Annotated in this window: 23 protein-coding genes; 6 read left to right on the top strand and 17 right to left on the bottom strand. The window is 44.4% G+C overall.

The window, feature by feature from the left end; translation table 11 throughout:
* Positions 1-5: 5 nt before the first annotated feature.
* Positions 6-848, bottom strand: a complete 843-nt coding sequence (locus ACMQ5W_RS01155; protein WP_419022712.1) for a 3-keto-5-aminohexanoate cleavage protein — start codon at positions 846-848, stop codon at positions 6-8.
* Between the two features lie 115 nt (positions 849-963).
* Between ACMQ5W_RS01155 and ACMQ5W_RS01150 the strand changes: the two genes are divergently transcribed.
* Positions 964-1,191: a hypothetical protein gene (locus tag ACMQ5W_RS01150; RefSeq protein ID WP_419022711.1), complete on the top strand. Its 228-nt coding sequence runs from the start codon at positions 964-966 to the stop codon at positions 1,189-1,191.
* Between the two features lie 208 nt (positions 1,192-1,399).
* Positions 1,400-2,767 (top strand): sigma-54 interaction domain-containing protein, encoded by a 1,368-nt coding sequence (locus ACMQ5W_RS01145; protein WP_419022709.1) that lies wholly within the window; start codon positions 1,400-1,402, stop codon positions 2,765-2,767.
* A 178-nt stretch (positions 2,768-2,945) separates the two neighbouring features.
* Here ACMQ5W_RS01145 and ACMQ5W_RS01140 read toward each other — a convergent pair whose 3' ends face one another.
* The 12 genes from ACMQ5W_RS01140 to ACMQ5W_RS01085 all read right to left on the bottom strand — a co-directional run bounded on the left by ACMQ5W_RS01140 (position 2,946) and on the right by ACMQ5W_RS01085 (position 16,928).
* Entirely contained in the window at positions 2,946-3,233 is a 288-nt protein-coding gene (locus ACMQ5W_RS01140) for a hypothetical protein (protein WP_419022707.1), read from the bottom strand.
* A gap of 562 nt (positions 3,234-3,795) precedes the next feature.
* Entirely contained in the window at positions 3,796-4,212 is a 417-nt protein-coding gene (locus tag ACMQ5W_RS01135) for a hypothetical protein (protein WP_419022705.1), read from the bottom strand.
* A gap of 103 nt (positions 4,213-4,315) precedes the next feature.
* Complete coding sequence (locus ACMQ5W_RS01130; RefSeq protein WP_419022703.1) at positions 4,316-4,615, bottom strand: hypothetical protein; 300 nt, start codon at positions 4,613-4,615, stop codon at positions 4,316-4,318.
* A 252-nt stretch (positions 4,616-4,867) separates the two neighbouring features.
* Positions 4,868-5,674 (bottom strand): hypothetical protein, encoded by an 807-nt coding sequence (locus ACMQ5W_RS01125; protein ID WP_148493383.1) that lies wholly within the window; start codon positions 5,672-5,674, stop codon positions 4,868-4,870.
* 551 nt (positions 5,675-6,225) lie between these two features.
* Positions 6,226-7,128, bottom strand: coding sequence for a hypothetical protein (locus ACMQ5W_RS01120; RefSeq protein WP_419022701.1), 903 nt, complete (start codon positions 7,126-7,128; stop codon positions 6,226-6,228).
* Positions 7,129-7,433: 305 nt separating this feature from the next.
* Complete coding sequence (locus tag ACMQ5W_RS01115; RefSeq protein ID WP_419022699.1) at positions 7,434-8,678, bottom strand: sensor histidine kinase; 1,245 nt, start codon at positions 8,676-8,678, stop codon at positions 7,434-7,436.
* Positions 8,679-8,681: 3 nt separating this feature from the next.
* Positions 8,682-9,398, bottom strand: a complete 717-nt coding sequence (locus tag ACMQ5W_RS01110; RefSeq protein WP_419022697.1) for a LytR/AlgR family response regulator transcription factor — start codon at positions 9,396-9,398, stop codon at positions 8,682-8,684.
* Positions 9,391-10,341 carry a lysostaphin resistance A-like protein gene (locus ACMQ5W_RS01105; RefSeq protein ID WP_419022695.1) on the bottom strand — a complete coding sequence of 317 codons (951 nt, stop codon included), beginning with the start codon at positions 10,339-10,341 and terminating at the stop codon, positions 9,391-9,393. Before ACMQ5W_RS01105 ends, ACMQ5W_RS01110 begins: the two co-directional genes overlap by 8 nt.
* Positions 10,342-10,477: 136 nt before the next feature.
* Positions 10,478-11,497 carry a type I glyceraldehyde-3-phosphate dehydrogenase gene (gene gap / locus ACMQ5W_RS01100; protein ID WP_148493390.1) on the bottom strand — a complete coding sequence of 340 codons (1,020 nt, stop codon included), beginning with the start codon at positions 11,495-11,497 and terminating at the stop codon, positions 10,478-10,480.
* An 89-nt stretch (positions 11,498-11,586) separates the two neighbouring features.
* Entirely contained in the window at positions 11,587-15,894 is a 4,308-nt protein-coding gene (locus ACMQ5W_RS01095; protein ID WP_419022694.1) for a PAS domain-containing protein, read from the bottom strand.
* A gap of 99 nt (positions 15,895-15,993) precedes the next feature.
* Complete coding sequence (locus ACMQ5W_RS01090; protein WP_148493392.1) at positions 15,994-16,608, bottom strand: sigma-70 family RNA polymerase sigma factor; 615 nt, start codon at positions 16,606-16,608, stop codon at positions 15,994-15,996.
* Positions 16,557-16,928 (bottom strand): helix-turn-helix domain-containing protein, encoded by a 372-nt coding sequence (locus ACMQ5W_RS01085; RefSeq protein WP_148493393.1) that lies wholly within the window; start codon positions 16,926-16,928, stop codon positions 16,557-16,559. Before ACMQ5W_RS01085 ends, ACMQ5W_RS01090 begins: the two co-directional genes overlap by 52 nt.
* 228 nt (positions 16,929-17,156) lie before the next feature.
* Between ACMQ5W_RS01085 and ACMQ5W_RS01080 the strand changes: the two genes are divergently transcribed.
* Complete coding sequence (locus tag ACMQ5W_RS01080) at positions 17,157-17,543, top strand: helix-turn-helix domain-containing protein (protein WP_148493394.1); 387 nt, start codon at positions 17,157-17,159, stop codon at positions 17,541-17,543.
* Positions 17,544-17,610: 67 nt separating this feature from the next.
* Here ACMQ5W_RS01080 and ACMQ5W_RS01075 read toward each other — a convergent pair whose 3' ends face one another.
* Positions 17,611-17,832: a hypothetical protein gene (locus ACMQ5W_RS01075; protein WP_419022692.1), complete on the bottom strand. Its 222-nt coding sequence runs from the start codon at positions 17,830-17,832 to the stop codon at positions 17,611-17,613.
* 169 nt (positions 17,833-18,001) lie between these two features.
* Here ACMQ5W_RS01075 and ACMQ5W_RS01070 point away from each other — a divergent pair, with 169 nt between their 5' ends.
* On the top strand, positions 18,002-18,547 hold the full coding sequence (locus tag ACMQ5W_RS01070; RefSeq protein WP_419022690.1) for a TIGR00730 family Rossman fold protein: 546 nt from the start codon (positions 18,002-18,004) through the stop codon (positions 18,545-18,547).
* 1 nt (position 18,548) lies between these two features.
* The gene (locus ACMQ5W_RS01065; RefSeq protein WP_419022688.1) at positions 18,549-19,100 is read left to right on the top strand and encodes an NUDIX hydrolase; all 552 of its coding nucleotides are present in this window, start codon (positions 18,549-18,551) and stop codon (positions 19,098-19,100) included.
* A gap of 25 nt (positions 19,101-19,125) precedes the next feature.
* Here the strand turns inward: ACMQ5W_RS01065 and ACMQ5W_RS01060 are convergent, their stop codons facing one another.
* Positions 19,126-19,776 carry a GDSL-type esterase/lipase family protein gene (locus ACMQ5W_RS01060; RefSeq protein ID WP_419022687.1) on the bottom strand — a complete coding sequence of 217 codons (651 nt, stop codon included), beginning with the start codon at positions 19,774-19,776 and terminating at the stop codon, positions 19,126-19,128.
* Positions 19,777-19,882: 106 nt separating this feature from the next.
* Between ACMQ5W_RS01060 and ACMQ5W_RS01055 the strand changes: the two genes are divergently transcribed.
* A complete protein-coding gene (locus ACMQ5W_RS01055) occupies positions 19,883-20,791 on the top strand; it encodes a ribonuclease Z (protein ID WP_419022685.1) in 909 nt (302 codons plus the stop codon).
* Here ACMQ5W_RS01055 and ACMQ5W_RS01050 read toward each other — a convergent pair.
* Together ACMQ5W_RS01050 and ACMQ5W_RS01045 are read right to left on the bottom strand one after the other, a co-directional pair.
* The gene (locus ACMQ5W_RS01050; protein ID WP_419022683.1) at positions 20,774-21,334 is read right to left on the bottom strand and encodes a DUF6323 family protein; all 561 of its coding nucleotides are present in this window, start codon (positions 21,332-21,334) and stop codon (positions 20,774-20,776) included. The two genes, ACMQ5W_RS01055 and ACMQ5W_RS01050, sit on opposite strands and share 18 nt — an antisense overlap.
* Positions 21,335-22,138, bottom strand: a complete 804-nt coding sequence (locus ACMQ5W_RS01045; protein ID WP_419022681.1) for a DUF6179 domain-containing protein — start codon at positions 22,136-22,138, stop codon at positions 21,335-21,337.
* Positions 22,139-22,176 lie beyond the last annotated feature (38 nt).

Below are 22,176 nucleotides of genomic sequence, written 5' to 3'. Positions count from 1 at the left end.
CTCCTTTATTTGAGATTGAGGATCTCACGTGCCTCAGCCGGCGTTGCAACCTCATTGCCGTATTCTTCGATAACTCGCTTTGCTCTTTCGACAAACTGTGCGTTGCTTTCAGCAAGCACGCCTTTTGAATACATGACGTTGTCTTCCATGCCCACGCGTACATTTCCACCGAGGGCAACTGCTGCGTAAAGCATTTCCATAGCGCTGTGACCTACGCCAAAGCAGGACCAGGTGGAACCAGGGCAAAGCTGCTCCATCGTCTCCTTCATGAATACCAGGTTCTTTGTGGAGCCGGGGATTCCGTTGGCACAGCCCATGCAGAATTGGAAGTGGAGCGGCGCTTTGAGAACGCCCTTCTTCAGGTAATATGCGGCATTGGCAATCATGCCGGGATCAAAAGCTTCGATTTCCGGTTTTGTACCTGTCTCCTGGAACAGAAGTCCGCAGTCTGTCAGGAACTGTGGTGAGTTTAGGAACAGACCGCTGTGCATCCAGTTCATAGAGCCGCAGTCAAAAGAAGCCATTTCCGGTTTCAGTTCTTTGATGTGCTGTACGCGGCTCTCGTCGTCCGCGTGGATATCCCCTGACGTGGTCAGATTCAGGATGATGTCGCAGTCAGGATATTTGCTATGTATCAGGTCAACGGTTTCGCGGAACTTATTGTGGTCCATCGTTCCATTGCCTTCGTCATCTCTCATATGAAGATGTGCAACGGCAGCCCCTGCCTGCCAGCATGCATATACGTCATCTGCGATTTCAGCCGGTGTCATGGGTACGTTTGGATTGTTCTCCTTTTTCGGCCATGCGCCGGTAACGGCTGCAGTGATAATTGTCTTTTTCTTTGCCATTTTCTTTTCCCTCCATTTTTGTTTCTATATATCAAAATTACATTTCTTTCAACGCCACCATATAAAGCAAGGGCTGTGCCAAATTTTCAGATAACTTTCTGGTAACTGTGGAAGGATGGCTGAATTGCAAGGGGAAGGGTTTTTCAGAAATGGGCTGGCGGCGCTTTGTGTCAGGATTTTTGCAATTTCGGTTGCTTTTTGTGGTGAAATATGGCACCATTATAGCAAGAGTGCTGAATTATTTCACCGCTTTGATGGAAATTCGGAGGGCAAAGGCGGCTATGTAATGCTGTCCGCCCCGTTTTTACCCGTCATTTGCCAAAATAATGCCAAAAACGCCTAAAAAATTTGTTGCTATTGGCGGTTTGTACCAAGATTATCAAAAGCTGCAACGAAGTTTCAACGGTTACAGCCTCCTGCAAAGGAAGGACTCCCTTCGCAGCCTTTGCATTTTTAGGTGCTATCGGGCTTTTTTGATCCAATAGGGGTTAAAACATGGTCGAAAGAAGCAAATGGTTTAAAAATATGTCGTTTATGAAAGGACTGTAGTAATGAAAGAAATAGATTTTAAGAAGATCTGTGATCATTTGATTGACGCCATCTATGTCACAGACGGCGAGGGGAATACGATTTATGTCAACGATGCCTATCTGCGGCTGGGTGACCTGAGGCGAGAGGAAATCATGAATATGAACGTGTTCAACCCCGACCAGACCAAGCAGGTTTACACCGGCGGCGTCCTGCCTGATGTACTGAAAAGTGGCAAACGGTGCGAGCGGATTGGGACTCTGAAAAGAACCAATACCAAGGTTCACATCACGGGGATTCCCATCTTTGACGAGAATGGCAAAATTCAGTATGCGGTTGCTACAGAAAAGGATGTAGCCCGGTTAGAGGAATTGAAAGATCATCTGGCGGAACTGAGGAAGGAAAATTCTCAAGGCGCTGCTGAACTAGCCTATCTTCGCGATCGGCAGATCTACGACATCAACGTGGTCATGGAGAGCGCTTGTATGCAGGAAGCCTTTGCCATCGCCAAATCTGTCGCTAAGACAGATGTCACCGTCCTGATTACTGGCGAGAGCGGCACTGGCAAGGAAATCATCGCCGACGCCATTTATATGGCAAGCGACAGGAACGGAAAACCCTTCATCAAGCTGAACTGCTCTGCAATTCCCGCTAATCTGCTGGAATCCGAACTCTTCGGTTACGAGGAAGGGGCATTTACCGGTGCCCGCAAAGGAGGCAAGGCCGGTCTCTTTGAAATCGCCAGTGGCGGCGTGGTTTTGCTGGACGAGGTGGGCGACATGCCCATGGACTTACAGGTGAAGATGCTGCGAGTGCTGCAGAGCCGCGAAGTGACCCGCGTTGGCGGCAAAGACCCGATTCCTCTGGATATCCGCCTCATCGCATCCACCAACAAAGATTTGAAGTCCGGCATTGAGAGAGGTACTTTCCGAGAGGATCTTTATTACAGACTCAACGTGGTACCCATCGACCTGAAACCGCTCAAAGAACGACAGGCCGACATCGAACCCCTGGTTGAAACTTTTTTGAAAAAATACAATACCCGCTATAACAAGAACATCATCCTGACCAGGCTGGCTATGGCAATGATGCTGGAATACTCCTGGCCAGGCAACATTCGTGAACTGAAAAATGTGGTCGAACGAATGGTGGTGATTAATTTCACCGGCGTCATCGATGGAGATGTGGTCGGCCGCATATTGGGCCTTCCTGCCGCAAAGGTGCAATCCACAAATTCCCGCTACGGCACGCTCAAAGCCGCTACAGAGTCGCTAGAGCGGCAGATGATCGAAAGCGCTCTGGAGCGTTGCGGTTCAAAGCGCAAAGCAGCAAAGGCTCTGGGTGTGGATCACTCCACCCTGGTCAAGAAATGCCAAAGGCTGGGGATATAGAAACGAAAGAGCAGCCTGTATCACTCCCACCGTGGGAGAAAGGCTGCTCTATATTCATAATTTTATTGGCTGATTGAAGTGATCTATCGGCAAAGAGAATTCAATGATGAGGAACGCCGCTCTTCTAACAATTTCAGTCAATCCCATGCCCCCATATAAAGAAAAAGGATTCCCTTGTTCAGCCACCACAGAGGGCATCCAGCGCTGATCCAATAAACATCAAAATCGGGAAGCTGAGTGTCAATGCAATGCTTGAGATGAAACAGACTGTTTTTTCACCTTTTTTATCTGCATCCAATGACATAGAACACACAAATGCAATAATCCCCAAAGGAATGGTCGCAATCCAGTATAACTCTGCTCGTTCAGAGACAAGGTTCGGAATCGACGCAAGGATCCCAACGAAAACGCAAAGAGCGATACTGGTTTTCAACATGATTGATTTCGCTTTTTTTGAAATACGCATATATCCGGTCCTCACTTCAACCCCTGCCTTAAAAGGCATCAACTACTTTTATCTGCGGCCAATGACATAGAACACACGAATGCAATCATCCCCAAAGGAATGGTCGCAATCCAGTATAACTCCGCTCGATCAAAGACAAGGTTCGGAATCCATGCAAGTATCCCAACGAAAACGCAAAGAGCGATACTGGTTTTCAAAATGATCGATTTCGCTTTTTTTGAAATACGCATATGTCCTGTCCCCGCTTTAACCCCTGCCATAAAAAGAATTAACTGCGCTTCGATTCAATTTTTTAATTACGATGATGATATTCGGAATATTGATGATGCACAAAATTTTTAATGACTCAACAAAGTACGTCTTGAAAGATAACGGATAGTTTACCACCTCTTCAATCCTCAGATTTTCTTGTACGATCATTTCTGACGTTATAGAATGTGGTATGAGCAAGCCTAAATACAGGCAGACACATACCACCGATAGCACAAATATTCCAATCATATATTTCCGTTTTCGGCTTAGCCTGCTAAATTTTTGCATAATCGACAACCTCTCTCGTGCATCAAAATTGTACTTTCGTATTATCTTTGACGGTAATTGAAAATTCCAGTTTTTCTTTAAATTCTTCTTTCTTTCCGTCCTTTGTGGTGCCGCTGCCGTATAGAGTCACGATGACACCGCCCCCGTCCTGGCGATCCAAATCATAGGAAATCTTCAAGTCCTTTGGATATCTTTCTATTTTTTTATTGTAGAAGACACTGATCCCAGTATTAAACTCATCTCTCTGCTCTGCCAGCTTCGGCGGCACGGCGAACCAATGACAGCGCGGCGTAAAGCCAACTTCAGGGAGCTGTACACCCTCAGAAAACATAGGATTCAGCTCTTTGTGCGGATGACAATAGACCCAAGCAGAAATGCCGATGAACAAAGACATCAAAACACAGAGGACGTTGACCGCTATTTGAATTCTTTTCTTCATTTGACTCGCTCCTTACATATTATAAAAAATACCCCTTTTGTTTATGTCATATCTTCATTATACCTAATACACAAGAAAAAACCACTTAAGAATTATTAAGAAATTACAAGGAGTTTTTTGACGAGTTACTTTTATTTTTTTGTCCATGTACAATCTTCACATCTATAAAAAACAAAATAATATTCAAAAGTGTTCCGCATACAAAAGAACCTGTGCATACAAAGACCACTTTTTTGAAATAATCAGTCTCAGGTAAACATTTAAACATAACTATTGCGATAAGGATCAGGAAACAAACCTCAGCTGTTATGAATTTTAATTTTGCCCTATTTTTATACTTCATGATATCTAATCCTCCATATGTATCATTCAATTTCATATTTACGCCAACTTCGATATTCACGATACGTAAGCCACATTATATCTAATAAACTCTACAACAACTTCATTCACGAAAGTCTCTATCGACGTGCCTCCATCAAATACCATATCTAATCTGTTTACATATCTATCTTCCAATGCTTTGCTACATTCCCTCGTTCTATTTCCCCCCTTTTTTCGTATGGCTTACCAAAATACTTATCTATCTACACGGTTTTTTAACACTATATACAGTATTATGGCAATATGGTTTCTCTCTCGTAATGGGCATCACTTATAACTCCTTCATTATTTTTTCATATTCTTCAAAGTCGATCCCCGCAGCCTTACAGGCTTCAGATAGTGTTAAACCATCATATGTCATGAGTCGCTCTACAACTACAAAGGTGCCTCTGATTTCATCTAACGGAACCTTGGCGTTAGACTCCCGCAAAATCAATCCTTTATAATCATCATAAGACATGCCGATTGCTTCGCATGCTTTCTCTATAGTCGTATCCTTGTTCTTGGCAATATTTGCAACAGACATCAGGACCCCTCTGACTTCATCATCCGATATATATGCAGTCGGCTGGTTGTTTTTCACATCAACCCTGTCTAATATTTGCTGATCTGTGTAATTGTGGTTTCTCAGATAAGTGGATCCCTCTTCATGAACTACCATCACATTGTCAAAAGTATCTATGAAGGTCCTCCCATTTTGGGTATACTTGTAGCCTGCAACTTTTACAAATTCCACTTTTTCATCATAGGCATATTCGAATTCATGGCTTTCTTTTCCAGGATCGAGTTTTTCCGGCTTGTTTTCATCAGTTGCTTCAATGTAACTCAAATTTTTGTCGCACGCATAAACTAATATCCCTTCTAGTGTAAATGAATCATCTGACATATTTTTTGCTTTATAAAATACTTTCTTTATTCCTGAAGAATCATCTTCAACGCCGGTCAAAGATAGAATGATCTTATCCTGAACTGAATTCAATACTGCTTCACTCTTGTTATCACCTGGCTCTGAAGAACAAGCCACGAAACAGAAACATATTGCAGCAGCCATGCATACCGTACATATTATTTTTTTCATATGTTTTACCTCTCGTATAATATCTTTTTGATACATAATTGTAACTTGATAACTTAATAAAAATTGTTCAATCGGCTTAATTCAGCCCATGATATAATTGTCCTAGTGTCAATCAGGTAATAGTTCTTTTCACCTCTGTTGAACCAGTACTGGTTGCTTCATAAATAGTCTGTTCCCCTGACATGGAAGTTCGCTCCAAACCGCTGGCTGTTTGCTTAAGCCCATGGACGGCCACCCAGCAGTGTGGCCGCCGCATCTGTCCATCTTAAGCCGGATTCTTATATGCGAGGGTGTCGATGCTCCATGGTCATGGGTTTTGCCAAGCCGGTTGAACACGCAAATCTTACTACGAAAGGGGGGATCTTATGAACCCGCTTTACGTCGGAATTGATGTAAGCAGCAAACCAATATCGTCAGCTTCATGCTCCCAGAGGGGAACAGGCACAGTAACTTTTCTGTCGTCAACTCAGTGGGTGTTTTGCGCTTTTTCATAAATGAACCAAATCCATACGATTTTTATTTCATTTTTCTCTTGACATCACACCGCTGGACTATACTGGATAGTGTGTGGCGAAAGTTGTATTAACTGTTTTCCCATCTTTAATATAGGAAATCTCTGTTGTTGCCTTAGCATAATAGTTATAAAATCCGTTAAACCATGCCGTGGCATTGGTACTTAAACTATAGTAGGTGCCTGTCTTAGGTGATTGAACCGCTGTACCTGAATTGGAGTAAGTTATGGGCTTCAGACTTATGTTCTTTGGATTTCTATCTGCACAGCCATATCCTCTACATAGATTGCTTAATTTTAACGACTTAATTTTATATGTAGTTGAAACTATACAAGAACTACTGCTGTTGAATTTAAACCAAGTTAGCCCAGGTGATTTATCTCCTGTTTGAACAAGGCTATACTTAATTCTTTTTCTAAGTTTAACTTTACAGACCGGACCAACCGTATCTTGTGTATGAATGAGTTCACTTGAAGAAGCTGGTTGAATTATGTTTTGATTACTGTCAATCTTTTTTTCCGCATCTAGTCGTATTACATCTTTCATTTCAGCTACACATTTACCAGTTGATACATCTGATTCATTTTCCACGATTAAACTCAATTGTTCACGCTCTTGGAGTTCTGTACCATCATCATATATGATTGTTTTAGTTGGTTCATCAACATCGATATTGACACATATAAAATCTTCATCAATTTGCTCGACACTAACATCTCCTATATTGTCAAGCTTTCCCATTGTTTTCCCATCTATTTCTTTTACTTGCAATACTTCTTCAACATCATCCCTTCCCTTTTCATTAGAAACAATCTCTTTTACATCATTTTCATTTAACTGAGGAAATTCATTTTCCTGTGTCTCAGCAAATATACTTTGTGGGATAACGGTACTTATACATACAAAAACGCATAGCATTACTCCCCATAACTTTTTTTTCATCTTTTATCTCCTTTCAGTTCAGCAAATTTTTATTACATTAGGTAATAGAAATTCACAAAATTTTCTCTGTTTTACCCAAACAACTTCTTAATCCAATCCCACAGGTCTACCTGTCCCATTCCTATCACCGCCTTTCTTTCCATTCTCCATATCTGGTTGATACAGCGAGCTTTTTCATATCCACATAATATTACAACATTCTCACTTTTTCAATCCTTCTGGTACCAACGGCGTTCCCATGGTACGAAATGCATCCGTTCGCTAAAAAAACAGAGCAAGTACGCTCTTGCTCTGTAAATCCGAACTTATATATGCAGGATGACTCTTGCTGTAAACTGGTTATCTGCTGTAGTGATTTCAAGGCTCCCGTGGTTTCTTTCAGCAGCCCGCCTCACAATCGCAAGCCCAAATCCGTGGACCACCTGATTCTCTTTGCTGCTCTTCGAAATGTCTACGTCTTCCCCTATGTCCAAAGAATTGATGACCTTCAGCACCAAAGTGTGTTCATCCTGATAGGTCTGCACCTTGACCTCGTGCAGATTTTTCCTTTCCACATATTCCATGGCATTGTCCAAAAGATTCATGATCATCAGGCTAAAGTCATAATCACTGATGGCTAGCTTTTCCCTCAAATCACCTTTGTGCGTTATCGTAATATCTTTTGCTGCAGCCTTTGTGATCCGATCTGCCAAAATCCCGTTGAACAAAGCATTCTCCGTATACCCTGCGTCTCTATAATTACCGATCAGGTCTTCGTTAAACTCCTGCACATACTCCTCGATCTTGTCCGCTCTGCCTTGCCCCGCATAAAGCCCGATCATCTGGATGTGCTTGTTCAAGTCGTGGTGGATCTTTCGGATTTCCTTTTGGTTTCGCTCAAGCTCCTTAGCATAGACATACCTCTGGTTCGCCACTTCCAGCCTGTAGCCGTTGGTTTTTCTGGAGGAATCGACAACCATCAGCCAGATACAGAGCATGGCGATTACGATACTGCAACACGCCATCAAAACAGCAGTCACGCTGTCCACATGGCCGTGATTTCTTGTCATCCAACCCAGCACGATCAAAAATAAATCTATGATGAAAGACATTAGAAACTTGGTCATATTGGAAATATAAAATCGCTCTGTGTTTCTCCATCTATAAGCAAACATCCCCAATATGACCAGCAGGCATAGGGTTTTCCCTCCTAGTCCATATGCAGCATCAAGGAAACCATCCAGTGCGTTCTCTTGAACAAAAAATCTAAAAATAATTTCAAACGAAGCAGAAAACATGCTCGGCAATGAAAAAATCAACAGAAAAGACAGCAGCTTTCCCCCTGCATTCTCTGTCAACAACAGCCAGACTGCAGCAATCTGAAGGAGGGTCCCCGCTTCCAATAAATATTTTTCCTGATGCAGCAGGATCATCACTATCACGCCGAAAACATAGCAGGCGGTCAATGCCAATATCCGCTGCCTGTGAAATGCAATCTGATCTTTAAACAGGACATAAAACAGAAAGACAAATTGCATTGTTTCTAATAACTCGTTAAATATATATACCATCGCTTATTCTCCAAGTAATAGAGAGACTCTTTGATCGATAAACCGGTCATATTTTCTCTGTACTTCTGTCTTTAACCCCCTGGAAATCGGAATCAATGTGTCGTCCAGCAATCTAAAATCAGAAAAAGTTCCAATTACAGCTTTTACATAGTTAAAATTCACGATGTAGGATCGATGACATTTTACGTAAATCTCATACTGCTGCATCTCTTTTGCAATGGCTTCCAAGGCACCGCGCACTGTTTTCACGCTTCCATCAAAAAAATGCACTTCTAAATCATTGTGCTTTGATTCGATATAAGCGATTTTGCTGGCCCCCTGCAGCAGGTCAATACATCTCACAATTAAATCTTCCAAGCGATTACTTGTCTCTAATTCCCTCTTGTTCACAAAGCCAATCACATTCTGGCCAAAAGCATCCTGCATGTATTTGTCATAGGACGTAACACAGATGATGTAGGTCTTGGAAAACCTGTTCTCTAAGATTCTTCTTACATCCTTTCCATTGAGCAAATTCTGTCTGCCATCTGCAATCTCCTCGTCCAGCAGAAGAAGGTCAAGTTTCTTCTCGGAAGAGATGACTTCTTCGCCGGACGCAAACAGCACAAACTCCGCAGGAAAGCCCTGTTCAGCGCAAAGGTGTTTCACTTCGTCCAATATTTTCTTTCTAAACACTAGCTCATCGTCGCAAATACCAATACAATATTGATTACTATCCATTCCGCTCCCTTTCTTCCCCCTGCTCTACTCGCTGATACTTTTCATCGACGTAAGAGAGGTCTTCCTTGAACACCTGAATGTCCAGTTCCTCTCCAGTCTGCCTCTTGTATACCCTGATATATGTCAGCACCATCAGTGCCATGGCTGCGGCGGATATGACCGGCCCCAGGATTGCGTGAAACGGTATCTCAGGCACAGCCAAAGAAATCACAGCAATCAGATTATTGATGCCGTGGCCGACCATAGAATAGACCAGGCTTCCCGTCTTTTCAAAGAGAAGGGCGTAGAACATACCGATGATAAAGGTACATACCATGGACCAAGGGTTCAGGTGCATGACAGCAAAGACGGCTGAACTGATAATTGCCGCCACCCAAAAACCATATCGTTCCCGCAGTCCCCCGAAGAGGGTTCCGCGAAAGAGCATTTCTTCTGCCAGAGGCGTTATGATCACTACTAATATAACGGCAAGGACGATATTTCCAAATTGAAAGTATTCTCTGATCATCTCATTGGCTTCTTCCGCATCCGTAAATTCACTTACGAATTCAGACAGTCCGTATTCAAAAGCAATCATGGCAAAGCTGTAAACAAGAACCGCAATCAAGGTTTTTCCACCTGTCCCCCGTGCCGGCCTCCACTTCAGCTTGATCACTTGGTTGCATCGAATCAAATATCTGCACAAGAAGAAAACAATCACAGTCTGGCCGTTCAGGAGCCACAGTGTAACATTCATCACTTGGGAAAGACCGCCGTTCATGTCCATCATCAAAAATACCAACAATATACCGATGACAAAAGACAATCCTAAATAGGCGGCGATAGGGATGCCGACCAAACCCTTCCAGCCGAGAGAACTGCTTCTATCCGGCTCCGTCGATGACTTCTCCGTTTCTGCGATTTTTTCAGGCTCTGTCTTCGGTTCTAATTCCTTCATTTCCATCTCGTCACCTCCTCTTTCTTCTAACTTTATTATATCTAATGTAAAAGAAAAAGACTACTTAAGAATTCTTAAGATGCTCCTCTGCAAAAAAACAAAAAGCCGCCCGAAGGCGGTTTTTATCGCGTAGGACGCGCGTTTATTGCAGTTTTGCCATAAACTTAAGTGTTCTGATCAGCTGGCAGGTATAACTCATCTCATTGTCGTACCAGGATACTACTCTGACTTCGTAGATTTTGGTGCCACATCTCTGAGCCAGGGTCTGTGTCGCGTCGAAGAGAGATCCATAGGACATGCCGATGATGTCACTGGACACCAGCTCCTCCTCAGAATATCCGAAAGATTCGTCCGCCGCCGCTTTCATCGCTGCATTGAGACCTTCTACGCTGACGCTCTCCGTATCATCCTTCAGAGTGGCGTCCAGAATGGTGATAGAACCTGAAGGCACCGGAACCCTCTGGGCTGAACCAATCAGCTTGCCAGAAAGTTCAGGGATGACCAGACCGATGGCCTTCGCTGCACCGGTGCTGTTGGGTACGATGTTGATCGCCCCTGCGCGGGCACGCCTGAAATCACCCTTTTTGTGCGGGCCGTCCAAAATCATCTGATCACCGGTATAGGCGTGAATCGTGGTCATAAAACCGGTTCTCAGTTCTCTATAGTTATTGAGCGCTTTTGCCATAGGAGCCAGGCAGTTGGTCGTGCAGCTGGCGCCGGAAACAATCAAATCATCTTTTTTAAGAGTATTGTGATTCACCCCATATACGATGGTCGGCAAATCACTTCCCGCAGGCGCAGAAATCAAAACCTTCTTTGCGCCGGCATCGATGTGGGCCTGGGATTTCGCCTTTGATGCAAAAAATCCAGTGCATTCGAGTACGACGTCCACATCCAAAGCTTTCCAAGGCAGCTTTGCTGGATCTGGCTCCGCGTAGATTTTGATCGCTTTACCATCTACCGTGATGGACGAATCGTCATGTTCTACAGTATGGTCTCTATATGCCCCCTGCACACTGTCGTATTTCAGAAGATAAGCCAGCATTTCCGGCTTGGTCAGGTCGTTGATAGCGACAACCTCGAACTCCGGATCGCCAAAAATCTTGCGGAACGCTAGTCTGCCAATCCTTCCAAATCCATTAATTGCAACTTTAATACTCATAATTTCCTCCTTTTGTCCACAATACCAGCATTGATTCTTTTTTTATTTTACCAAAGACTGTCACTGATATGCACTTGAATTTTATCTATCTATCGTAAAAACTGATCTATGGTGGAATACAGGAGCTCGGCTTCAATGGGTTTTGCCAAATGAGCATCCATACCTGCTTCCCTGGATTTTTCTATGTCCTCCGCATACGCGTTGGCTGTCATGGCGATGATCGGCACTGTTTGCGCGTCTGGTCGATGCAGCGCTCTGATTTTTTTCGCCGCCGTCAACCCGTCCATGACCGGCATTCTGATATCCATCAGAATCAAATCAAAGGTTCCCACTGCACTTTCTTCAAACAGGCGTACGCCCGTTTTGCCGTCCTTCGCATGAATGATCTTCGCGCCCTTCACTTCTAACAGCTTGGTCGCTACCATGGTGTTCAGCGGATGATCTTCACAGAGAAGAAAGACCTTCGTTTTAAAATCAGACCTGCTCATCTGATCGGCTTTCTGCATTTTCCTGCCAGTCCCTTCTTCTGCAATGTCCAGGCAGAGGGTTGTCTGGAATTCAGTTCCCTGTCCGATCTTACTCTCGACTGTAATATCGCCGTCCATCAGTCTGGCTAAATTTCTGGCTATAGCCAGACCCAGTCCGCTGCCCTGATATTCGGTTATGGTTCCATCGTGTTCCTGTGTGAAAGGATCAAAAATCTGTCCCATAAACTGTCGTGAAATACCGATGCCGGAATCGGAAACGGAAAACCTGACTTTTACTTTCTTTCCTGTTATTTCTAGAATTTCATACCGTAATTCTACAATTCCGCCGCTGGCAGTGAACTTGATGGCGTTGTTCAGCAGATTTAAGAGAATCTGTTTGATTCTGGTTTCATCCCCGCGAAATACGAAATCCTGCTCTGTATGATTGACCAACTGATAGTTGATATTTTTTCGACTCGCCTGTGGAGCAATCATGGCGTTGATTTCATTGATCATCGTGCTGCAGCAGAACGGTTCACTGGCCAATACGATTTTGCCGCTTTCAATTTTGGACATATCGAGAATATCGTTTATCAGCGATAACAGATATTCAGCCGAAGACAACGTCTTTTCAGAGTATTCTCTGCACATCTGAGCATCATTTCCGCTCTGTTTTTGTATCTCTGCCAACCCGATAATGGCGTTGAGCGGCGTGCGAATTTCATGACTCATCCTAGCCATGAAGTCTGATTTGATGTTGTTTGCTTCCTCCGCCATGTGCAGAGCCGCTTTCAGTTCGTTATTCTTCTTCTCCTGCTCAGCGAGTATTTTCGTCACATCTGAGCGCGTGCAGAGAACCGTATGGTATTCTCTGTCAATATAGCAATAGTGCAGACTTTTATAACGTGTCTCACCCCTTTGGGTAAGCATGGTATAGGTGAAGCTATAGCTGTCCTCTTCTTCGAGTTTTTTTAATATGACATCCAGACTGGCCTGCTCTATAAACTGCTGCCTGTCTTTTTCACCGATCAAAGCCTCCGCCCTGCGTCTGACGATATCTTCATATTTTGCTGTATCGGACTGTAAGTCTTCAAACTCCGTTTCAAAATCGTCACAGACACTGAATCTGGTCGACATGCCTGTTCTCCCATCAATTGCTACAGCAAAATCATAGTCCGTCTGAATAATGGTATCCATGATGTTTTTCAGCATCTTCTCATAAGTAATATCCTGGCAGTAGATAAAACATACGATTTCATTGGACTCTGGTTTTTTCATGATATGAGCGGTGGTCAGAAGCCACAGGTTTTCATCACTGTTAAAATATCTGGTATTTTCCAAATTCAAGGTCGTCGTTCCGCTGGCAAAGCTGTTCAGCAGCGCTTTTCTGCTGAACATTTTTTTGAAGCGCTCTCGGTCACCTCGATCCGGAATATCAGCATATACCATCTCGAAGTATTGATCGACAGATTTTCCCATGATATTTTTAAAATGAACAAAGTCCGTCTCAGCGCTAGTTACCACATTCTGCGTCAGGTTGAGCTTATAGGACGCGATAATTTTATCTCTCAATGCCTGTCGGTACAGAAGTTCTTCGGTAAAGCGGCTCTGTGCCTCTACCAAAGGTGTGATATCTTCGCCCACGCCGATTGCACTGATCGGATTTCCTTTTTCATCGTAAATCGTAGAATACCTGATCTTCTGCCATTCAACATTTGACTTCAGTGGGTTGAAGTGAATAATAGCCTCCGAATAAGGTTCTCCCTTTTCGATCGCCTGGTGAAGCGCAAGATAGTCGTCAAGGCTCTCCTCCATAATATGGTTATTGCCTATCACTGTGCGGTAAGAACCTTCAATTTTTTCGTCATAGTCGATAATATGGGCGCCTTTGCTGGTATTGCAAAAGACCTGATTGATCACATCGTAAGTCCATATCGCCAGCTCTGTAGAATCCAAAGCCATGATATTTCTCAGTTCACTTTCTTTCAGGGCGCTTTCAATCTTTTTCTGTTCCGTAATATCATAGAATACGCTCTGTATCAGATCTCTGCCGTTGATGTCTTTGATTTTTGTCATAACTCCGCTGATCCAGGCATCTCTTCCATCAGGCCTTGCGATTCTATGCTCAAAAGACACTCTTTCTTCTGAATTGGCAACTCTCTGCAGTCTGTTTACCAGTTCTTCTCTGTCTTCTCCCACGACAAAATCCATCACGTCAGTCTCAATCAGGCTGCGAGAGCCATCTTCCATGCCCAATACCGAATAGCACATGCGATTGGCGTAAACACAACGGACAGTATGCAAATCGTGGGTGTCAAACTGCAGAATACCGCAAGGCAGCGTATCATATAGGTTCCGATGGTATTCTGACTGCCGCTCTGCCCTCTCTCGGGCTGCAAGAAGTTCCGTAATATCCTCTGCAAATTTGACAAAAGCCTCTCTGCCGCGCCAATTGATCAGTTTTCCACGCACCTTGAAAGTCCGTCCGCTCTCAGAATCAGTTTCAATGCGGCCAGACAGGCAGGTGTCATTCAATTTGTCAACATCGCACCAGCTGCAAGGTGCTTCTTGTCCTCTGATATAACGATAACAACGCTCTCCGATATGACTTCCCACTTCGTGGTCTCTATATTTTGCCGCCGTATCATTGGCATAAAGAATCTCGTGAGTATGATAATCTGCTACAAACATAATTCGATTGGTCTCGTTGAGCAAATTTACGTAAAGCTGTGATTCCTGAGAGAGGTTATGACAAACGCCGTGGATGACCGGGCAGCCCTCCTCTTCCCGCAGCTTTCTGCCTTGGAAATTCACCCATACTGTCTCGCTGCCCAATTTGTGGTTTAAGCGATATGTGAGATCGATGCTTTCGTCGCTATTGACAGCCTCTTTCATGGCTGTCATAACTCTCTGCATGTCATTTTCATTGATAATGCGAGACAGACTGTTTGTCTCCAGTTCCTTGCGGTATTCCTGCGGTGTATATCCGCACATTTCAGCCACTCCATCAGAAAAGTACAGACATTCTACGAAGCCCTCCATGAATTTAAAGGTCACTACGCCGCCTGGCATGGAATTAATCAAGTTCCTTATCTCTGCATTGAGCCGCTCCAAGTTCTCATTCGCCTCTATGAGAGGAGTGATGTCGATGCAAATACTGTAAATAGCCTTTCTTCCGTCGGGAAGCAAGGCCGCTCGTCCTTTATCATCTACCCAGATAAAGCTGCCGTCCTTCTTCAGCATGCGGTAGGTGACTTGATAGTCATCCCCCTGCATCAGCTGGCTCTCCACCGCCCGATTCACCTTTTCCCTGTCATCAGGATGGATACAATTTTCAATCAGACCATCGATGCTGTCGACAAATTCTGCTTCGTTTTCATAATCCAAATAGTCCAACATCGCTTTGTTGACAAAATAAAATGGAAAGCCATCCTCTATGTATCCGCCCATCATGCCGCCTGAAACCGCTTCGTTAAAAAATTCAAAAGCTTTCTCTTTTACGTATCCCTCTGCCTGTGAGAAAGGAATATAGTCTCCGCTCTGCGGCATCAGTTCCGGCACAGAGATATGTAAAGAACAGATGACATTCCTGTCTTCTTCTGCACAAGTAGCGGCGGACATTCTGCAAGGCAAAAACACGCCTCCGCCTGTCACATTGACCTTTGTATAGGCAGTGCCGATGTTGTCAGCAAGCAGCTGCTCGGATTCCTCCACGTATTCCAATTGGTAACTTTCAGAAAAAGTGGAAATTTCATTCTTCATGTACCGAATTGCGTCCATCCTGTTGTAGACGTCCTCGTCCTCTCCACTACCGAACCAATGAATATCCCTGCTCAGATATTCTGCTGCCTGTTCATAATCTCTTTTGATAAAATAATCATAGCAGAAATCCTTTAAAAGTTTTAATGGTGAATGATTCATCTTGTCCATAAAAAAGCACATCCCTGAGTTTAAGTAAAACGATAAGTTAACTTAAGTTTACCATAATTCACCAGGATGTGCCACGTAATTGTCAAATATTTTCTATCTCTACGCTTCTATATGATCGTCTTTTACTTCTTTTCCTTCATTTTCTATCATTTGTTTCAATTGCTTAAATGCCCGATATTCTATGGTTTTGACTGTATTATACTTCAAACCGAGCATTTGTGAAATTTCTTTTAACATGAATCCGTCTACAAAACGAAGCTTGATGATCTGCGGTGCCGGATATTTCAGCTTTTCTACTAATTCGGAGAGATCGCTGTCGTCAAAATAACCGTCTATGATATCCCATACTAATATTGCTTCGGACTCTCGAAATTCTTCCCGTTCCCATTCTTCTGGCGAATACAAGATTTCTCTTTCGTTTATGATTCTCTGTTTGTGCATAAAGGACAACATTTTTCTGTATGATATTTTATATAGCCAGGAGTTCAATTTACTGATGTCATTAATTTTGTCAATATTTCTGTATGCAACAATAAAAATTTCCTGTATTAAATCGTCTTCATATTTCTTTGGGACTCTGAAGAAGGATAACGCATCTCTGACGAGGCCAAGCTGGTCACAGAGAAGGTCTCTCCGTTCTTCCAGCTCTTTGCTAGAAAGGGTCATCTTTCTTTTAATGCCTCGACATAAAATCTGACAATCTGTTCCAAGCATCGCAGTTGCTGCACATTGCACTGTTTCAGCGGTTCCAGTATGTTTTCTTTGATCCTTCTTTTCTCAGTGCCTTCTACCAATACATTCTCTTCCCCAGCCAGAATATAATCGGCAGATACGTCCAGCACCTGTGTCAGCAAGTATAATTTTTTGATTGATACTCCTTTTTCGCCATATTCGATATCTGCAATAAATTTGCTCGATACTTCAAGCTGGCCAGCCAGTTCTTCACGGGTCAAATTCAAAAATTCTCGCTGTTTTCTGATTCTTCGCCCCATCTCGATATAGTCCAGATGCTTTAATTCGTAATCACACTTCACTTGGTTTCCCCCTACTCAGACGAGTTATTCACAACTACTAGTTTATTTGTAGTTAACTTTCTTTTAAATAAACTAACAGGGGAATTTTCTATAACTTAGAAGGGAAGTTCTTATTTTTTCCGACTTTTTTCGAAAAAATTCGACAGAATTTGAAACCCTTTTTGAAGTACAATACTCTATATATATGAACGCTATTATTTGAGACATGACCGACAGGAGGAATCGTCAATGGATATGAAAATGCAAGAAAGAATCGCAGAAAACATCGGTTATTTAAGGAAGATTTGTGCTTATTCACGAGAGGAGGTGGCAAAATATCTTCATGTTTCCCGCATGTCGTACACCAGGTGTGAAACAGGCCAAGAAGTCATCAGTGCCAACATACTTGTGGCTTTGGCAGAACTCTATCACCTGAGAACCAGCGTACTTCTCGAACCTGATAAGAAGGAGTTCATCAAGCAGGTGACCCTGCAGCGCATGGGCGGTGAAATGATGAACGAACTGACCGATACCTTCTTCCGCCTCTCTCCCTTTGCACAGGGCTGCCTGCTAGAGCGCGCCTCTATGCTGCTCAGTTTGGAGCGGGAGAAACAGGAAGAGGAAAAGCGGAAATAGGTCTTGAGATGTAAAAAGTGCTGCCTGGCAATTCTGCCCGGCAGCACTTCGTCTTTTTAACCAAATACTATTTTTTCTTCGCAAGTGCGGCAATCATGATGATCATCGACCCGAACATCACTGACAGTAATGCGTAAAAGGCCGTCATCAAATCCCCTGGCTCTGGCAGGACCGCCCCTGTCTGTGTTATCGTATCTACCCCAAAGACAACCAGACCGATCAATCCCAATATCCCGCATATGACAGTGACTGCCAGAGCGCCGCAGGCAATTTTCCCTCTTTTTCCCATTAATTTCATCTCCTTTATGTATCTCCCTTTTGTACATATTATATATTACGACAAAATTCGATTCCATAGAAATGGCTTACAGAATCCTTACAATATTGTAAGATACCGTTCAATAACCGCCAGCTATGTGATAAAATAGACAGCAGAAAAAAGAAGGAGAATTTACATCATGAAAGTTTGTCTATTTGGGGCCAGCAGTGATCAGCTGGCGCCTGTATATTTTGAAGCAGCCAACTGCCTGGGTGAGGAAATGGGAAGACGTCAAATCGGTCTGGTCTTCGGCGGTGGTGCCACCGGGTTGATGGGGGCCGTCTGCCGGGGCGTGCATAAATATGGCGGTGAAATCATCGGCATCGCGCCTCGTTTTTTCGATCAGGAGGGGCTTCTCTTTCAAAACTGCAGTCAAATGATTTTCACCGATACCATGCGGGAACGAAAACAGCGTATGGAGGACCTATCTGACGGCTTTGTCGTCGTTCCCGGCGGAATCGGCACTCTGGAAGAGTTCTTTGAGATTTTCACATTGAGACAATTGAACAGACACCGTAAACCCATCGCGCTGTTCAACGTAAACGGATATTTTGATAAATTGATAGAACTTTTAGAGCATACCGCTGCAGAAGGTTTTACGGCGGGAGAGGCCTTAACACTCTTCGATATCTTTGACAGAGCTGACCAGCTTTTAGATTATTTGATATCAAACAAGGAGGGATAGAATGGCAGAGATACTTGATATCGTCGACGAATTCGGCAATCCAACTGGAGAAACGGTCGATCGGCAAACTGCCCATAAAAGAGGCATTCGCCACAGAACTGCGCACGTCTGGATTCTGCGCCAAGCCGGCGCGGGCTTAGAAGTGCTTTTACAAAAGCGCAGTAAAATCAAAGACTCCAATCCAGGCTGCTATGATATCTCCAGTGCCGGCCATATTCCTTATGGACAGGATTTTCTCACCTCTGCTCTGCGGGAACTGCAGGAGGAACTGGGCATAACCGACGTATCTGCTGAAGATCTCCATTACTGTGGTCAGCGTATCATCAAAGTGCAAAAAGTTTTTCACGGAGAACTCTTTATCGATAACCAAATCAGCAACATCTATTGCCTCTGGCGGGATGTAGATCCTGCTCACCTGAACCTGCAGGAATCAGAAGTCGAAGACGTCATCTGGATAAATCTCAACAGATGCAAGGAATTGGTCAGAATGGAAGACAAAAGCTTTCCCCACTGCATCTATCTGGAGGAATTGGAGATGCTGCCTCGTATTTAACGGTAGCTGCTGCAGGCATCGTTTCCTAGGCATAATGCGCCAGGAGCCATCGTCCCATGGCCTCCCCCAGCCTTCTGTGATTTTCTGCGTCCAAGTGCAGACCATCGATTTTTCCTGCTGCCGCGTATTTTGCCGCATCAAAAAATAGAAAGTCGTGGTTTCTGGCTGCCTCTGCAAAGCAGGCCGCGAAGCGTTTTGATTTTGCGATGGTCAGCTCTCCCTCAAACTCCCAGCCAAAGGGACCGGTTATCAACTCACGCCCCACCTCTATAGGCGAAATCAGAAGGTATTCGCAGAGGCTGTCCGGATACTTGCTTCGAGCCACTTCCCTTGCTTTGGCTAATACCTTTGCAGCTTGAGAAGCGATTTCCTCCGGCGTTAACTGAAAGACGCTTTTCAAATCGTTGCTGCCCAGCATGACGCAGATCATGTCCAAGGGCAGATGGGTGCGGATGCATGGCTGTATGTACTGCAGGCCGTTTCTGAATTCCATACCGGCTTCATCAACGCACGTAGTTCTGCCATTCAGCCCTTCTTCCAAAATTTCTATTTCCTCGCTGACAATCTGCTGACAAATTCCCGTCCAACGTTCTGTTTGCGAGAACCTAAGCCCATCGCTGACACGATAGCCGTGTGTATTAGAATCCCCGTAGATTAAAACTCGTTTCCTTTCCATAAAACCCTCCTATATAATTTGCTTCTTTGATTATATATTTCTTCCAGCATAATGTCACCAAATATGGTAAAATTAAAGATAATTATCCCTTTCGGAGGTCACTACTATGCTAGACTTATGCCTTGCTGGGACTGGCGGGATGCTGCCGCTTCCCCAGCGCTTTTTAACATCACTTTACGTCAAATGCCAAGGACACGCTCTGCTCATCGACTGTGGAGAAGGTACGCAGATTGCGCTGCGGAAAGCTGGCTGCAGCTTCAAGGCCATCGACTTGATCTGTATCACCCACTTTCACGCAGACCATATCAGCGGCATTGCCGGGCTGCTTCTTTCTATGGGCAATTCCGATCGTACAGAACCGGTCACCATTGCAGGTCCTAAAGGTCTCTGCCAGATTTTATCCGGCCTTTTGGTTATCGCACCAGAGCTGCCCTTCGAAGTTTACGTGGAAGAGATAGATGGCAGCGATGCGCCAATTTCCCTAGGTCTCATGAAAATTGAAAGTTTTCCGCTAAAGCACAGAATCCCCTGTCAGGGTTACACCATAGAGGTGCAAAGAGCGGGTGAATTTCTCCGAGAAAAAGCCCAAGCCCTGGGTATTCCTGTCAATCTATGGTCCCACCTGCAAAAAGGGGAGACTGTCCAAAATGCCGGATGCCAGTTCACGCCAGAGATGGTTCTCGGGCCTCCCCGGAGGAGTTTGAAAGTGGCCTATGCCACCGATACCAGACCGGTTCCCGCCATAGCAGAATATGGCAGAAACGCCGACGTCCTGATTCTCGAGGGGATGTACGGGGAAGATGAGAAATTGGAAAAGGCAAAGGAGCGAACCCACATGATTTTCTCTGAGGCGGCCCTCCTGGCAAAACAGGCCGCAGCTGAAGAACTGTGGCTGACTCACTTCAGCCCTTCCATCACCGATCCCTTCGAATACGAAAGTGACGTGCAGACGGTCTTTCCAAACACGGTCATCGGACAGGACGGCATGAAGAAGCGTCTAAAATTCGTTCTCTAGCGCCTGCCAAAACAGTTCCACATTCCATCCGCCCTCTTCATTCAAGTCGCAATACTCGCTGTCTGCATTGCGCAGCAGGTACTCGTCCCGTTCTTCCTTTGCACTGCGGGTTTTGTAACCTTGACGGATAGCCCTGGCGAAGCGTTCGAGACAGGTGCCGCTGAGATACGCCATGTCTCCAAAGCAGGTTTCGTCAAAGTGCCTGCGCATAAATCCCAGCAATTCTTCATCGGTCAGCAAATCCAACGACTCGTTTTTGTATTGATAGAAAATTTCCTGCAGCTGCGCCAGATTATCCGCATACTCCTCCTGATTCATGTAAGGGGAATCACAAAAGGCGTAGATTACTGCTGATAAGATACCCTCTGCAAATTCAACTCTCCCGCTGTCACGCAGGGAAGTTTCCCGGCACTCCATCAGCTGTTTTGCCGCTTCCTCCGTCAAAACCAGACCGTAGCGCTTTGATACTTGATTGCATTCCATTACCTTCAGCACTTCCTGCTGCCTCTGCTCTCTCTGCATAAGACTAAAAATACTGCCCATTCATACCATCCTTTCCAGACAAGTGTGCTGTGCACCATTTGTAAACTCTGCCGCTATATCCGGCAGCGCACTTTTCAAATACTGAAATAACTGCTTTGACGGATCTGTCAGGGTCTGCAAGTGGTAATACAGGGTCAATTCCAAGTTGTCCCTGCCCTGCCGCTGAATCAATTCCGCCAAATTTTCATAATCATCGGACGTGAGTTCCATCTTCCAGAGGGGATGGCGGAGCAGTAAATGAGCCAAAAGGTTTCGCAATAGAATTGCCGGCAGGTTGACGATTAAAACCGGATAGCTTTGATGATAATTTCTCACTACATTTAAGACGTATTGGCGCGGAAATGACTTCATAAAGCGCTGCTCTAAATCAATACATGTCAGATAAGCCAAAATGCGGTCAATTCCCCGCAGTTCCTCCAAAGGCTGCAATATTGGATAGTCCAGAGTCAATAGGTGATCCTGCGGGTTATAATCTGCATCGTAATAAAGGAAAAATTTTGGCATTCCATCAGTTATAGTCTCTCGCAAGGTCCTATTTCCGTAAGCGTCAAAGTCTTTCATGATCTCGCTGTAAAGCTGCTGCCCTTCTACTACCTTATGCAGAACTTTCTGGCGGCCTGCCTCATAGACCCCGCGTACTTCTTGATTGCCTGGAACTAGACCGCCATGATGATCCCAAATCTCGTCGATACAGTAGCAGACTGCTTCTGCCAGCTGTTCTGCAACCTCATAAGGTACCGACGTGCTGTCACCTCCAGTATACTTTTTTGTAAGCTCGCTGATAATTGCATACAGTTCTTCCATCTCCATTCCTCCCATGTAGAGACAAATTTTACACCTTC

The organism is Emergencia sp., assembly GCF_048465375.1.
GTDB lineage: Bacteria > Bacillota > Clostridia > Peptostreptococcales > Anaerovoracaceae > Senimuribacter.
Note: the sequence above shows the minus strand (reverse complement) of the source record. Positions and strands in the feature narration are given on the sequence as shown.

Bases quoted from the DNA above. Each gene is read 5' to 3' on its own strand.
- ACMQ5W_RS01145 (WP_419022709.1), top strand. From the start codon at position 1,400: ATGAAAGAAATAGATTTTAAGAAGATCTGTGATCATTTGATTGACGCC.
- ACMQ5W_RS01120 (WP_419022701.1), bottom strand. From the start codon at position 7,128: ATGAAAAAAAAGTTATGGGGAGTAATGCTATGCGTTTTTGTATGTATA.
- ACMQ5W_RS01060 (WP_419022687.1), bottom strand. From the start codon at position 19,776: ATGGAAAGGAAACGAGTTTTAATCTACGGGGATTCTAATACACACGGC.
- ACMQ5W_RS01155 (WP_419022712.1), bottom strand. From the start codon at position 848: ATGGCAAAGAAAAAGACAATTATCACTGCAGCCGTTACCGGCGCATGG.
- ACMQ5W_RS01080 (WP_148493394.1), top strand. From the start codon at position 17,157: ATGGATATGAAAATGCAAGAAAGAATCGCAGAAAACATCGGTTATTTA.
- ACMQ5W_RS01045 (WP_419022681.1), bottom strand. From the start codon at position 22,138: ATGGAAGAACTGTATGCAATTATCAGCGAGCTTACAAAAAAGTATACT.
- ACMQ5W_RS01095 (WP_419022694.1), bottom strand. From the start codon at position 15,894: ATGGACAAGATGAATCATTCACCATTAAAACTTTTAAAGGATTTCTGC.
- ACMQ5W_RS01075 (WP_419022692.1), bottom strand. From the start codon at position 17,832: ATGGGAAAAAGAGGGAAAATTGCCTGCGGCGCTCTGGCAGTCACTGTC.
- ACMQ5W_RS01090 (WP_148493392.1), bottom strand. From the start codon at position 16,608: ATGCTTGGAACAGATTGTCAGATTTTATGTCGAGGCATTAAAAGAAAG.
- ACMQ5W_RS01150 (WP_419022711.1), top strand. From the start codon at position 964: ATGGCTGAATTGCAAGGGGAAGGGTTTTTCAGAAATGGGCTGGCGGCG.
- ACMQ5W_RS01105 (WP_419022695.1), bottom strand. From the start codon at position 10,341: ATGGAAATGAAGGAATTAGAACCGAAGACAGAGCCTGAAAAAATCGCA.
- ACMQ5W_RS01140 (WP_419022707.1), bottom strand. From the start codon at position 3,233: ATGCGTATTTCAAAAAAAGCGAAATCAATCATGTTGAAAACCAGTATC.
- ACMQ5W_RS01065 (WP_419022688.1), top strand. From the start codon at position 18,549: ATGGCAGAGATACTTGATATCGTCGACGAATTCGGCAATCCAACTGGA.
- gap (WP_148493390.1), bottom strand. From the start codon at position 11,497: ATGAGTATTAAAGTTGCAATTAATGGATTTGGAAGGATTGGCAGACTA.
- ACMQ5W_RS01125 (WP_148493383.1), bottom strand. From the start codon at position 5,674: ATGAAAAAAATAATATGTACGGTATGCATGGCTGCTGCAATATGTTTC.
- ACMQ5W_RS01055 (WP_419022685.1), top strand. From the start codon at position 19,883: ATGCTAGACTTATGCCTTGCTGGGACTGGCGGGATGCTGCCGCTTCCC.
- ACMQ5W_RS01070 (WP_419022690.1), top strand. From the start codon at position 18,002: ATGAAAGTTTGTCTATTTGGGGCCAGCAGTGATCAGCTGGCGCCTGTA.
- ACMQ5W_RS01115 (WP_419022699.1), bottom strand. From the start codon at position 8,678: ATGGTATATATATTTAACGAGTTATTAGAAACAATGCAATTTGTCTTT.
- ACMQ5W_RS01110 (WP_419022697.1), bottom strand. From the start codon at position 9,398: ATGGATAGTAATCAATATTGTATTGGTATTTGCGACGATGAGCTAGTG.
- ACMQ5W_RS01135 (WP_419022705.1), bottom strand. From the start codon at position 4,212: ATGAAGAAAAGAATTCAAATAGCGGTCAACGTCCTCTGTGTTTTGATG.
- ACMQ5W_RS01050 (WP_419022683.1), bottom strand. From the start codon at position 21,334: ATGGGCAGTATTTTTAGTCTTATGCAGAGAGAGCAGAGGCAGCAGGAA.